This is a genomic window from Thalassospira sp. B30-1, assembly GCF_015767575.1.
Taxonomy (GTDB): domain Bacteria; phylum Pseudomonadota; class Alphaproteobacteria; order Rhodospirillales; family Thalassospiraceae; genus Thalassospira; species Thalassospira xiamenensis.
Genome location: NZ_CP065232.1, coordinates 4676096 through 4690324, shown reverse-complemented (window position 1 = coordinate 4690324; position 14229 = coordinate 4676096). Strand labels below are relative to the sequence as shown.

Annotated in this window: 12 protein-coding genes; all 12 read right to left on the bottom strand. The window is 52.2% G+C overall.

The features are described 5' to 3' along the window. Positions 1-72: 72 nt before the first annotated feature. Complete coding sequence (locus tag IT971_RS21850) at positions 73-801, bottom strand: heme acquisition protein HasA (RefSeq protein WP_063092204.1); 729 nt, start codon at positions 799-801, stop codon at positions 73-75. Between the two features lie 182 nt (positions 802-983). After that, a complete protein-coding gene (locus IT971_RS21845; protein ID WP_063092205.1) occupies positions 984-3710 on the bottom strand; it encodes a TonB-dependent receptor in 2727 nt (908 codons plus the stop codon). Between the two features lie 195 nt (positions 3711-3905). After that, complete coding sequence (locus IT971_RS21840; protein WP_063092206.1) at positions 3906-4832, bottom strand: DUF4880 domain-containing protein; 927 nt, start codon at positions 4830-4832, stop codon at positions 3906-3908. Between the two features lie 104 nt (positions 4833-4936). Beyond that, positions 4937-5446, bottom strand: a complete 510-nt coding sequence (locus IT971_RS21835; RefSeq protein ID WP_065701880.1) for an RNA polymerase sigma factor — start codon at positions 5444-5446, stop codon at positions 4937-4939. 233 nt (positions 5447-5679) lie between these two features. Further along, complete coding sequence (gene trmB, locus IT971_RS21830; RefSeq protein ID WP_063092351.1) at positions 5680-6396, bottom strand: tRNA (guanosine(46)-N7)-methyltransferase TrmB; 717 nt, start codon at positions 6394-6396, stop codon at positions 5680-5682. Between the two features lie 132 nt (positions 6397-6528). Then, positions 6529-7701: a methionine adenosyltransferase gene (gene metK / locus IT971_RS21825; protein ID WP_063092207.1), complete on the bottom strand. Its 1173-nt coding sequence runs from the start codon at positions 7699-7701 to the stop codon at positions 6529-6531. Positions 7702-8011: 310 nt separating this feature from the next. Continuing rightward, complete coding sequence (locus IT971_RS21820) at positions 8012-8506, bottom strand: helix-turn-helix domain-containing protein (RefSeq protein WP_007088430.1); 495 nt, start codon at positions 8504-8506, stop codon at positions 8012-8014. 75 nt (positions 8507-8581) lie between these two features. Then, positions 8582-10162 (bottom strand): apolipoprotein N-acyltransferase, encoded by a 1581-nt coding sequence (lnt, locus tag IT971_RS21815; protein WP_063092208.1) that lies wholly within the window; start codon positions 10160-10162, stop codon positions 8582-8584. Continuing rightward, positions 10155-11135, bottom strand: coding sequence for a hemolysin family protein (locus IT971_RS21810; protein ID WP_082242524.1), 981 nt, complete (start codon positions 11133-11135; stop codon positions 10155-10157). Before IT971_RS21810 ends, lnt begins: the two co-directional genes overlap by 8 nt. Then, on the bottom strand, positions 11132-11734 hold the full coding sequence (gene ybeY / locus IT971_RS21805; protein ID WP_063092209.1) for an rRNA maturation RNase YbeY: 603 nt from the start codon (positions 11732-11734) through the stop codon (positions 11132-11134). The genes IT971_RS21810 and ybeY overlap by 4 nt, the downstream gene beginning before the upstream one ends. Next, entirely contained in the window at positions 11718-12812 is a 1095-nt protein-coding gene (locus IT971_RS21800; protein ID WP_063092210.1) for a PhoH family protein, read from the bottom strand. The genes ybeY and IT971_RS21800 overlap by 17 nt, the downstream gene beginning before the upstream one ends. After that, a complete protein-coding gene (gene miaB, locus IT971_RS21795; RefSeq protein ID WP_063092352.1) occupies positions 12809-14194 on the bottom strand; it encodes a tRNA (N6-isopentenyl adenosine(37)-C2)-methylthiotransferase MiaB in 1386 nt (461 codons plus the stop codon). The genes IT971_RS21800 and miaB overlap by 4 nt, the downstream gene beginning before the upstream one ends. Between the last annotated feature and the right edge of the window lie 35 nt (positions 14195-14229).

Here is a 14229-nt window from a genome sequence, read left to right as displayed (position 1 = left end):
CCGCTGTTCCGCGGTGCCCTGCAATCAAAGACCTTGTGCCCGTTCCGCCGCCTGCGGAGCGGGCCGTCTTCGTTAAACGAAGTCGCTTGCGTCAAGGTCGTTGAAGTCAACACCAGTCAGGGTGATGGTGCCGTTGGCATGGGTAATGAGCGCATTGCCAGCACCATCATCTCCAATCGTGACCGAGTTGTAATCGATATCGAGAAGATCGGTGCCATCGGTGAAGTCGGTAACGGTGTCATCACCGAACGATGCCGAAGTATCGAACTCGAAAGTGTCTGCCCCGCCATTGCCAGTCAGGACGTCGTCACCTGCAAAACCGCCGATCACATCCGCGCCGGAACTGCCGTTGATTTCGACACCTTCGGAGGCAAAAACAGACTGCAATTCTGAACTGTCACCACCAAAAAGCGCGGTCAGGACCATACCAGTCTTGCTGCTGCTGAGGTCAAGGCCAGAAATATCGACCGACGAGTCGCTAAGATTGTAGTCGCCGCTAGAATCCTGAACCAACGTTTCCCCGAATGAAAGCTGATCAAGATTTCCGACAATCTGATGGGTGCTGATGTCATAGGTGAAGTCATCTCCGCCACCGGTCGTTGCAAGGAAGCCATCGGTGTAGCTTGATGAACTGTCTTCATCGCTGAGATAGTATTGCGGACCGTCAAAGAGCCCACCATTCAGAAACTCGCCGTAGTTGAACAATCCCTTGGAAAAGTTGGCGTCGAAATCTTCCAACAGACCATGCAGATCAACACCGTTTCCGGAACCATCTGCGTTCAGATCAATTGTAATAGTCATTTAGACATCTCCTGGTTTGTTTCCGCCCCAACCATTGGAGCAACATGATGAGGATGACTATTATTATCATCATGAGTCAACAAAATAATGTTTAAAATCAAATACTTAGTTGAAAGAAAGACAAACCTATCCGGTCAGGTCGATGACCTGACCGGTGATTGGCATTTTTCCTTTTAAGCGGCCTAGAAGTTGCCGCTGAGACTGATGATCGCGGTACGTCCCGGTGCCGGGGCATACGTTCCCCCGCTTCCTTGAACATATCCCTCATCGAACAGGTTATTGACGGCGAACCGCAGTTTCACGGCATCGTTGATGTCATAGGAACTGTAAAAGTCGAATACGCGGTACTTGTAATATTCGCCACCAACGGTCGAGAGACTTACCGACCCGACCTGGGAACCATAGTTTTCTTCCGGATAAACGAATGTCGCCCGCATTCCCAAGACAAGATCCTGATCGAAAAGACGGAACCCGCCGTCAAGCGTGTATTTGCGTTTGGGCGGCGCATAAATGCCAAACAATCCGCCAACTGTACCGTAAGTAGCTGCGTTCTGCGCTGCAGTAGAATAGGTGGTATCAAGAATGAACTGATTATAATTCCCGATCAGATCAATGTCCGATGTCGTCAACGTACCGCCAAAATAGTACTCACCAGCATCATAGAAGGCCTCAAGCTCCGTACCGGTCATATAGACAGGGTCACTAAGGTTGACCATGCCCGCCCCAACCGATGGCCAGTTCACTGACGGCAGTGAGGGCAAAGGCACGAAACCAACAGTCGTATAATTATCGATTGTTGAACGGTAGTAGGACAGTTTGGCTCTGAATCCATCGCCCTGCTTTATGACGTTATCGAACATGAAGTTGACACCAACTTCCTTGGTTTCAACTTCCTCAGCCTTGAGATTGGCGTTCGAAAAATAGGTAACCGGCTGATCACCGATATGCATGCCCTTGAACATGGCTTCCATAACTGTCGGCGCCCGCAGGTTTTCGCGATAGTTGGCAAAGAATTGCAGACCGGGGAATGGCGTCACGCTTGCACCAAAAGACGGCGAAACCCGGTCCTCCGACAAATCAACGTCCAAAGGTACGTCATTGCCGCTTCCGCACTGCTGTGATGTAAAACCACCGGGTAACGCTTCACACCAATACGAGTCACCTGTCAATTCGTAACGGTCGTAGCGAAAACCACCACTGATTTGAAACACGTCGTTCCAGCCATACGTCGCCGTTACATGTCCACCATAAACATCACGCTCCCCGGATGGGGTTGTTCCTTCTGCCTGATAGGCAGAACCTGATCCTCCAAGGTCCTCGACCTCAGAGGTTGTCTTTGCCCTGTCGTGAAAGAACTCGGTACCATAGTCAAAGCTAACCTTGCTCAGGCCATCACCCACTGAATATAGCTCGAACTTGCTACTGTTGGCCAAATCAAGCCCTGTCGTATCAAGCGTATAGTCCGTGTCGTAGGGGTTCTGGCTAACTGATCCACTGGTGTTAAATCTGGTTGGCCTGTATTGGTTACTTTCTGTTCGGGTCCAATAAACGTGCGTATCCAGATCGACCAAATCAGTCGACGGATTCCAGTTGTGCTTGGCGGTCAGGGTATGGGTTTTGGTTTCGTTCAGATCCGGTCTTGTATTCGTGACGTCGTTGGTTTTGGTGTAATTGCTTTTTGAGCCAACATACCCAAGATTCAGTTCCTGATCATCTGTAAGATGGACATTGGCTTTCACCAAACCGGATGTCTGGCGAAGGAAAGTGTATTCAGGTCTGGAACTGTGTACATCGTGATAATTGCCGTTTCCGTCAGTAAACAGGGCTGGATTGCGTTTCCCCGGACTATAGTCACCAATGACCTTCCGGCTTACCGCGGCTGAGATGTCAAACCTTGGCGCAAGCCTAACACCTCCAGCAGCATCGCCCGCAAATTCGTAATCATTCGTGCCGTGGCTGACATTTACCTTGCCGCCCCATTTTTCGCCATCATCAAGAATGTCTTGTGTATTGAGGGTACGCATTGTGACGATACCTGCAGAAGACCCGGCACCACCATTCTGGTTGAGATTGGATTTCTCGATCTCCACTTCTGCCAACAAAGCAGGGTCCAGATACACACGAGAAGATGTGCCATGTGTCATCTGATTATAGTTCTGACGCGCGCCGTCGATATTGACGTTCACACGCCCCATTTCCTGCTGACCGCGAACGTTGACTGTCAAACCGGGGTCACGCGCGTCATTGGAAATATCCACACCGGCAACATTGTTGAAAATCTCGCGCGCTTCGCGTACGGGCGACTTTCGCATACTTTCCTGGGTAATTACCGCTACCGAGCCCGGCGTTTCATACACTTTGTCCGGTACCCCATTAGGACCAAGCGCCCTTTCAGTCGCCGTTACGGTGACCGGAACAGTTATGATTGAGGCGTTACCGGCATCTTCCCGTACAGGATCAATGATGGAAATGGTTGTCGGATTGACGGCATTCCAGATCAAACCGCTTTGCGACAACATGCGATCAAGGGCTGCGCCAGCCGTCATATTCCCCTGGACGGCAACGCTTTGTGTACCGTCGGGCAATGTCCCGTCCACGGCAACATCGATCCCCGATACACGCGAAAAATTGACCAATGCCATGGCAAGCGGTTGTGCGGATATATCAAATGAGAGCATATCATTTGACAAGGTCACGCCCTCTTCAGCGACCTGCGCAATTTCAGCCTTGTTAGCCTGTTGCAATATTTCTGCGCCCCGGGTTTGAGCCCCCACGGCAAGCGGCATCAAAGCAATCATGCCACTGCCAACGGCTGTCAGGGCAATTGTGCGAACACCCCCAATAGGTGTACTGGATTTACGAATTATTTTGTTGGTGTCGACAATGCGACCCACCCCGTTCGAGAGCATTCTTTTTGTCTCCTGAGTCACGAATGCATATATGAATGAGATTGCGTCTCATTCATTATTTCGTTACTCAGTTAGACGAGGCTGAAATTCAGATATCTGATATTCATTGCATTTTTTGATAATAATTTTTATTATCAAAATATTCTGACCGAACCGAAGGATCATATCGATTGGTGATTTTGGAGTTTGAGAGGGTCAGGCGGCGCGAATGACCGTCAGGTAATCTGTAAACCGATGCACATTGATCGACAGAACACGAGCCAGAACCGGCAGAACATCCTTTAACCGTTCAAGGTCGACCACAAGGGTTACCGGGCGGGATTTGAGTTCTTCGCCGATGATCATGATCTTGCCGTTCTGCCAGCGCTGCAAAACGCGAACGACTTCGCCGAGCGGCCTCCCCATAAAGACGAGCTGGCCGTTCCGCCAGGCCAGCTCTGCCGAAAGATCAACCTCGTAAGGCCGCCCGATTTGCACATCTCGATAGCGCACGGCATTTCCCGCAGCCACTTGGGTTTGCGCGCCGCCAACACGAACAATCAACGGATTTTGTTCGGCGATTACCGTGACACCCCCATCATAAGCAGCCACGTCGAGCCTTCCGCCCCACGACCAGCTTGCGCCATGGGCAGCAGCAACAAAAAAGGCGTTGCCTGTTGCCGAATGATTGAACCATGCTTCGCCGCTATGGAGTTCGACACCGTTTATCCCGTCACGCGCGACGTAGGACATAACGGTATCGCTCGCCAGTTCGGCCTCAACACCGCCGGGAAGGGAAAAACTATGCCGTTCGCCGGTTACAGTCCGGATATCGGCAAAAGGGTGACGCGGGGAGAATGCCCAACCCGCACTGATGACAAGCGCTGCCGCCGTTCCCGTCATAAAGGCACGTCGACCGACCTTATTGCCTGTTGAAAGATTAAGGCTAGTACTGCCACTCCAAAGCCTTTCTATCTCTCCAAAGGCCTCAAGATGCGCCGCATCAGCCTCGACCCAGCGGGCGAATGCCCGACGGTCTTCTTCGGTTTCACTGCCATCAAGCAACAGTGCAAACCAATAGATCGCCTGCTCCGAAACCGTATCGGGCAGATTTGCAAGGTGATTTTCACCTGTCATAGCCATGAATGCCGGGTTCCGTGCGTCATTGATCAGATGGTGTTTGGGCGTATCACACAAACACCCTCACTATTGGGACGAACCTGAAGCGCATATTTCTGATCTGACATTCAAATTTTTTCCGATTTATCCATTGCCTCTTTGACAAGTGTCAGGGCACGGACCATGCGGCTAAACGCGGTTTGTGTTGGAATGCCAAGTTGTTCACCGATTTCGACGTATGTTTTGCCTTCAAGCCGGGCAAGAATGAAAACAGTCCGAAGGTTTTTTGGCAAAGCATTCAGTGAAGCCTGTAGATGGCGCAATTCCTGCCGAGACCATGCGATCTGTTCGGGGGACGGAGCGTCATCGGCAACGAATTCAAATGCTTTATCGGGTTCCTGAACGAAGGTCAGTATTCGTTCCCGCCGGAAATGATCGATCACCAGATTTTGGGCCGTCCTAAAAAGATAGGACTGGGCAAATTGCGGATCGGGTAGCGATGGTGTGGTCACAACCCGAAGGAAGGTATCCTGCACGATGTCGTCGGCCATGTGCCACGACAACTTCCGCCGCTGCACAAAATGCAGCAACCGGGAGCGATAGGTTCGGAACAGTATGTTGACATCCCAGTGTGTCACGGTTCGGACCTTTGGAATTATGCGCAGAAATTGTTGTTACCGGCATTTGGCACAAGCGATTTTGCGACAATGTCATATCAGTGGAACAACATAAAATATCGCACATGACAATCATTCTCAATTAAAATTTCAACTTATTGAAATTGTGTCGTTATGTTGTTCACGCAAAAGAAAACCCGCACACAACGAAAAGCCTTTGGTGCGGGTCAGATAACAATAGAAAACCGTGCAGATCAGGAACGCTTTTTACGACGAAACCGCAAATAGTTGCACTTTTTGCCCTGACGGAGTGCTTTTTGTTCATAACGGGTTTTGACCCAATCAACGGGCGGATTGCGCCAGTCTTCGGGGCTTTCAGCAAGCCATTCGAAATCCGGATGATTGTGCAGATGTTGCAGTGTCCAGGAAATATACTGCATATCGTCGCTGGCCACCCGGAACTCGGCCCCATCTTTGAGAAGACGCGCCAGCAATGCAAGGTTTTTGGGGCCAATGAATCGACGTTCAGCATGACGCTTTTTCGGCCACGGATCCGGGAACAGCAGGAATGCCCGATCAAAGCAGGCATCAACCAGCTTATAAAGCAGTGGTCGGGAATCGTCCGCAATGACCCGAACATTGGTCAGTCCGCGCTCATCGATATGGCGCAACAGGCTGCCAACCCCGTCCATAAACGGTTCAGCCCCGATAATCCCCGTCTGCGGGTTGGCCTGAGCCTGGCCCGCCAGATGTTCCCCCCCGCCAAAGCCGATCTCGAGCCAAAGCTGTTCCGGTTTCTCCGCGAAATAGCCATTCGGATCGACATCAGCCTGATCGGGATAGGTAATCCCGATTTTCGGCAACAGTTCGTCGACCAGCGCCCGGCGCGAATCCTTAAGAGGACGGCTGCCACGACGGCCATAAAAATTTGGACGATCCGGAGTTGGTAGCGGGCGGTTGCTGTTGCGCATTGTCTTATCTGTCAGGACGGGTTCGAAAAAGGGGTCCAAAATCAAACGAGCGGCCCCGGAACTGTATCGGGGCCGCCCGCCTCATATCATGCCACACGATTTTGGCAATTCGCGCGTTGGCTTTTCAGCCAATCAGGCACCGAATGCCGACTTAAGATCACCCACCAGATCGGTACGTTCCCAAGAGAAGTGACCATCTTCCTGCGGCTGACGACCAAAATGACCGTACGCAGAAGTCGGGGTGTAAATCGGACGACACAGCGAAAGATGTTCGCGAATGCCACGTGGGCTGAGATCCATCAACTGACGCAGCACACTGCCCAGCTTGATTTCATCCACATTACCGGTGCCATGGTTATTCACATAAAGAGCCAGCGGCTTGGAAATACCGATCGCATAGGCAACCTGAATGGTGCAACGTTCAGCAAGACCAGCGGCAACAACGTTTTTCGCGAGATAACGAGCAGCATAAGCAGCCGAGCGGTCAACCTTGGTCGGATCTTTACCCGAGAATGCACCACCGCCATGCGGTGCAGCGCCACCATAGGTATCAACGATGATTTTACGACCGGTCAGACCGGCGTCGCCATCAGGGCCACCAATAACAAAACGACCCGTTGGGTTGATGTAAATCTCGTCTTCGGCTGGCATCCAGCCTTCCGGCAGAATGTTCTGGATATAGGGCATAACAAGCGAGCGCACATCGGCCTGATTAAGGCCATCTGCGTGCTGGGTCGAAACAACAACCGACGTCGCCCCAACCGGCTTGCCATCTACATAGCGCAAGGTAACCTGGCTTTTTGCATCCGGACCGAACTCGGCTGATTTTCCAGAATGGCGGTCTTCGGCCATTTTGCGCAGGATACGGTGCGAGAACTGGATCGGAGCCGGCATCAGCTCGTCCGTCTCGTTGCAAGCATAACCGAACATAATGCCCTGATCTCCCGCGCCGAGGTCTTTTTCACCAGCGGAGTCGACACCCTGAGCGATATCTGCAGACTGTTCGTGGACGTGGCACTCAATCTCAGCAGTCTTCCAGTGAAAACCTTCCTGCTCGTAGCCAATGGCGCGAATGGCTTCGCGTGCAGCTTCGACCATGACTTCCTTGGAAACGCTTTCAGGACCGCGAACTTCGCCAGCCAGAACCACACGATTGGTGGTTGCCAGAGTCTCAACGGCAACGCGCGAATCTTCATCGGCGGCCAGAAACGCATCAACGATGGAATCGGAAATGCGGTCACAGACCTTGTCCGGGTGACCCTCGGAAACCGACTCACTGGTAAAAAGATATTCGGAAAGAGACATTAAAACCTTCTCCGGTAAAAAAGGAGTTCCAAAACTGGACCGGAGGGCATCGGTACAAGTTTGCACCAATTGCGCCCACTTAGCCTTTTTTAACGTGGTGGCAAGCGGTCCAAATCCGTCCACGTATTCAATCGGGCTTATCACCCAAGCTGCGGTTTTGCCCCAATGACATTTTAGGGTCAAGAAAGATCGACGCATAAGCGTAACGCGCCTGACGCATTTCGGCCAGAAACTCGAAGGAAACAAAGAAAAAGCGCATCTGCAACTTTCTGGCAAATGCGCTTTTTGAAATCATAATTTCGGGTGTCTTCTATTTCGCATTTTCGTTATCGGCAACAAGAATGCCCATCGATTTAACCAGCTCGAAAACACGCTTGCGCTGGGTCGGATCGGTGATCCGATAATATGCACGTACCAGTTCAAGGGTTTCACGGCGGTTCATCGGATCATTATCGAACGGATCCGGGCTTTCCGACATTTCGCGACGCTCATGCACGGATTTCGTCGAAATCTCGTCAGGCATATCATCAAAGAAGAATGAAACCGGTACTTCCAGAACGCGCGACAAATCATAAAGGCGCGAAGCCCCGACACGGTTTGCACCGCGTTCGTATTTCTGGACCTGCTGGAATGTCAGCCCAATGGCCTCACCCAGTTTTTCCTGGCTCATACCAAGAAGGGTTCTGCGCAACCGAACACGTGCACCGACATGAATGTCGACGGGGTTAGGCTTGCCATTTGCGGTCCGGCCCCGACCTCTACCACGGGTATTCTTGACCATCGTGTTTTCATCCTTAGGCGACATTTTGTGTTGTCCTTCTCTCACTCCGACCTACCCGCTCTTATTTTTGGTGGGACAATCAGGGAGCGGTTCGGTGCTTCACACAGCCGCTTTAAGGGACTTGAATAACCTACTATATCCCAAAACGAGAACGGCTAGAAAGGTTACAATACCGTAAAATAGAATATCGCGCCACAAATAATATACTGTAGTATGGTTATACACCCCCGAAAGGGTGTGAGTCATGAATCCCTCTGTTCTTAAGGGGAGTTTTGCCAATTCCCGGCCATATGCGTCATACATCACTGATACGCCGGTATAGGCCGCCCGGACCATAGGTCGACCTTCTTCAATGCTGCGGAACCGCGCTGCTGCCAGATGCTGATAGGGACCAGCACTTTTGCCAAACCACCCGTCATTGGTCACATTAAGCAGCCATTCAGGCTGATTAGCATCGTCAATAACATCGCCCGGGAAAATAACCTCGTAACATATCAACGGCGAAAAACTCGGCATTCCGGCCACGTCAAGCGTCTTTGGCCCTTCACCAAATGAAAAATCCGTACGCCCGGCAGTCAGCTTCGGGATCGGAATCCATTCACGGAACGGCACATATTCGCCAAATGGAACAAGGTGAAACTTGTCAAAACTCGCAACAATTTCTCCTTTGCTATCAAGAACCTGAACGGCGTTCCAAACCTTGAAGTCATCCGTATCCCGCGGATAAGTTCTTGGTGCTCCGGTAATCAGGATATCATCGGGCCCAAGAATCGATGCCATCTGCAACCTGCGAACAGGCTGCGCTTCCACAAAGAATGTCGCAGCCGTTTCCGGCCAAATCACGATACGTTTGCGATCAGATGACATATCAACCGGACGACGCGACAATCGCAGCAATTTGGCAAAATGCTGATCCTGAAGTTCGGGAATCCATTTTTCACGCTGAGGAATATTGGGTTGGACAACCTGAACCACTGGCAGATCATCGGAAACGGTTGCATCCGCCGTTGCGGGACCAATCAACGCCAAACGGATCGCACCACCACCCCAAAGCAGAACCGCAATCATGATACCGGCCATCGCACTTATTCTGCCAGCGCGCCCGGCAATAACCGTTGCAGGTAGCGTCGAAAACAACGCCGTAATGACGGATAATCCGTAAACACCGACAACCGAGGCAAATTGCATTGGTGCCGGATCAAAAGCCCAGACATGCGCCAGTAAATTCCACGGAAATCCGGTCAACACATGACCGCGGACGAATTCCGCCACGGCCCAAAGAGTTGCCAGCATTACGGCACGACCAATAATTTCTCGCGTCAACCGGCAGCTCGCCCAAACAGCAACCATCGGGAAAATGGCGAGCCCCCCACCAAGTCCCAAAAGAGCGAACGGAATCATCCAGCCATAGATTTCCGGCTCAACCAGAAACGCATGACTGATCCAATAGAACCCAGCTGCAAAATGCCCGGTACCAAACCACCAACCGGCGGAAAGCGCCCCCTTGTTGCACTTAACCCCCTCAAGCGACCAGAGCAGTATGGCAAAAGCCACCGGCAAGGCCGGCAAAAAGAAGAAAGGCGGTAACGCCAAAACCGCAACCGCCCCAGACACCAACCACAGGAAGCGCCTGCGCCAACCCGAAAGGTTGGCGAGGCGCACCGCCAGTCTGTCAATCATTCGATGATCCCTGTTTGGAACTTTCGTCACTGATCTCGGCCGGTTCGGTCCGGACCAGATGAATACGCAAACGCCGAATTCGGCGCGGGTCGGCATCAAGGACTTCGAACTGGATACCGGACGGATGTTCGATCAGTTCCCCACGCGCAGGCACACGCCCCGCAAGCGAGAAGACCAGCCCGCCCAATGTATCGATATCTTCGTCCTCGTCTTCATCCAACAGGCCGAATCCCAGCTTTTCCTCAAGGTCTTCGACCTCGTAGCGGGCATCGGCGATATAACAGCCATCGGAAAGCCGGATCAGTTTCGGTGTCTGATCAATGTCATGTTCGTCATCAATCTCGCCGACGATTTCCTCGACCAGATCCTCGATCGTGATCAGCCCGTCAATGCCGCCAAACTCGTCGACGACCAATGCCATATGCGTTCGCGACAAACGCATTTCGGACAGAAGATCAAGCACCCGAATGGCGGGCGATACGAACAACACCCGACGCAAAAGGGATTGTAGCTTGAATTCCTTGCCGGCAGCGACACAGCCCAGCACATCCTTGATATGAACCATACCGGCAATTTCATCGAGGGACTCGCCATAAACCGGTAGTCGTGAATGAGCTTTTTTCACCATCACGTCAACAAGCTCGTCAAGCGTGATGCTTTTTTCGACCGCAACGATATCGGCCCGCGGAATCATGACATCCTCGGCCGTCATATCGCGGAGTGCGATGATATTTTCAAAAAGTGATCGTTCGTGAAGCGAGACGGGCTCGTCATCTTCTTCACTGCGCTCGGCAAGTTCTTCAAGTGTGTCGGAAAGCGATGCCTCACCATTCCTTGGCTTGCCGCGCTTAAGGCCTAATGCCGATGCGACATTTCCCCACAAGGATCCGTTATCGGAGTCCTGACCATTCTCCCCGCCCTGGCGAGGGCTCGTACTCTCGTGGTCGTCGTCGCGCTGACTATTCTCGTTCATTGTCCTGTTTCGATATCTTGATCTTCAATCGGTTCATAGGGATCATCGATCCCCAGTGCGGCAAGAATTTGCCGTTCAAGTTCTTCCATCTCTTCGGCTTCATCATCAACCATATGATCATAGCCGACAAGATGTAGCGTGCCATGTACAATCAGATGAACAAGATGATTTATCAGTGTCTTGTTCTGTTCCGAAGCTTCACGTTCGCATGTTTCACGTGCAATGACGATATCACCCAGCATCAGGGGCATATCGGATGACATCATGAAAGCTGCTGCATCATCCGCACTTTCAAGCGCTGCGAACGATAAAACGTTGGTCGGACTATCCTTGCCGCGATAATCACGGTTCAATATCCGGACAGACGCATCATCGGATAACCGAACACCGACCTCAACCACCGGCGCAATACTTAAAAGCGATGCACCATCTCCTTGGTCGGGTGTGCCATCGGCTGGAGCCGCATCTTCTTCCCAAAGCGCACCGTCACGCACAGCGCCATCAAGGGCGGCACGCACAGCATTTTCAATCGCATCAATGTCGGCCTTGGTCCAATTGCCCGCTTCAACATCAAGGTCCAGATCAAGCGGTGCTGTCATCGCCCTGATCCTCGTCTTTGATTCCGCGATAGCCTTTTTTCAGTCTGTCCCGCAATGCATCTGCCGCGTCATAAGCCTGAACAATCTTGGTGACAAGCGCATGGCGAACAACGTCGCGCTGATCAAACTTGATCGTCGCGACACCTTTGACATCCGCGATGGTTTCAAGCGCATCTCGCAGACCCGATTTTGTGCCATCGGGCAAATCGACCTGAGTCAGGTCACCCGTCACCACCATCCGCGATCCTTCGCCGAGACGGGTCAGGAACATTTTCATCTGCATGGCTGTCGTATTCTGTGCTTCGTCCAGAATGACAAAGGCATGGGCCAAAGTACGGCCACGCATAAAAGCAAGCGGGGCAACTTCGATCTCGCCACTTTCCATTCGCTTGATCACGACGTCGCCAGGCAAGGTGTCATGCAGCGCATCATAAAGCGGACGCAGATACGGATCTACCTTGTCCTTCAGATCACCCGGCAGGAAACCAAGCCGTTCGCCGGCCTCGACCGCAGGACGTGACAAGACGATACGATCAACCTGACCCTGAATAAGCGATTGGACCGCCATTGCGACCGCCAGATAGGTCTTGCCGGTTCCGGCCGGACCAATGCCAAAGACCAGCTCATGATCAAGCATGGCCTCGACATAATCCTTCTGGCGTTTGGATCTCGGCGAAATCCGGCGTTTTTTGGTCTGGATGGTCAGACGCGACCCGCCAAACATATCTTTGGTCTGCCCGGTCCAGGGGTCAGCTTCGTCGGGTTCGGACAAACGGATGGCACCATCAACCGTTTCGACATCGACATGATCTATTTCCTTGTCGCGCAAGCGCGCATAAAGCTGACCAAGAACCTTTTTGGCCTGGGCTACTTTGGGACCTTGCCCGGCAAGGGTCACAACCGATCCACGACTGGAAACCTGAACCCCGGTACCTTCGGAAAGGCGGGTCAGGTTTTCGGCCTGCGGCCCATATAAAAGCTGGGCAAGTGCATTATCTGCAAATTCGATCTGGTCGGTGTCTTTGGTCGAAGACTTGGCTTTTGCCGTGTTTTTTGCCTTGGCTGAAGTGGCAGTCACGCAATTTTCCTTTCAGAATCCCGGTTTTGAACCGGGGCATCGACCAGTTCACCGCCAAGGGAATTAGGCAGTGCTTCGGTGATTTTCAACCTTACGATCTGTCCCAATGCGGATTCTGGCAAACCGCTGACATGAACCGGCTGCATATAAGGGCTTTTTCCGACAAGCTGTCCTTCAAGTTTGCCGTGGCGTTCCAGCAGGACACCCATTTCCCGACCAAGACAGTTTCGGTTGAATTCAAGCTGCTGCTCGGCGAGAAGCGCCTGAAGACGCATGATCCGTTCGGTCTTTACCGGCTCGGGAACCTGCAGTTCCATGGCCGATGCCGGAGTGCCGGGGCGCGGGCTGTATTTAAAGCTGAAAGCCTGAATGAAGGTGATATCGCGCACCATTTGCATCGTGTCTTCGAAATCCTTGTCGGATTCGCCGGGAAAACCCACGATAAAATCAGACGACAGCGCAAGATCAGGGCAGGCATCTTTGAGTTTTGTAACGATTTCGCGATAAGATGCGCCATCATGCTTGCGGTTCATCGCCTGCAACACACGATCCGATCCTGCCTGAATGGGAAGATGCAAAAACGGCATCAGTTTGGGAAGGTCACGATGGGCTGCAATCAGGTCATCATCTACATCGCGCGGGTGCGAGGTTGTGTAACGAATGCGATCAAGTCCATCAATCTCGGACAATTCGCGTAACAGACGACCAAGCGTCCATTCGCCGCCATTCGGGCTGTCGCCGTGATACGCATTGACGTTCTGACCCAACAAAGTGATTTCACGGGTGCCCTTTTCAACGAGCTGGCGGGCTTCATTGATGATATCCATGCCCGGTCGGGAATATTCGGCACCACGGGTATAAGGCACAACACAGAAGGTACAGAATTTATCGCAACCTTCCTGAATCGCCAGAAAGGCCGAATAACCCTGTCTTGAAACCTGTTGTGGCAGGTGGTCAAACTTTTCCTCGGCCGGGAAATCGGTATCAATGATGCGATCACGCCCGACTGCGCGATTGGCGCGCGCTACCATTTCCGGCAAACGATGATAGGTCTGCGGCCCGAACACCATATCGACCATCGGTTCGCGACGCATCAATTCCGCACCTTCGGCCTGCGCAACACAACCGGCAACAGCGACAATCATCTTGTCCGTGCCATTGGCTTCCTTGGCTTTTTTGTGTTTACGAATACGGCCAAGATCGGAAAAGACCTTCTCAGCAGCCTTTTCGCGGATGTGGCAAGTATTGAGGATAACCATATCGGCACCTGCGGCATCGTCGACCGGCTGGTAACCCAGCGGCGCCAATACGTCCTGCATGCGCTGGCTGTCATAAACATTCATCTGACAGCCATAGGTTTTTACAAAAAGCTTTTTCGTCACACTCACTTCTGGATCCGTTTTCTGCTTTCTCGAAT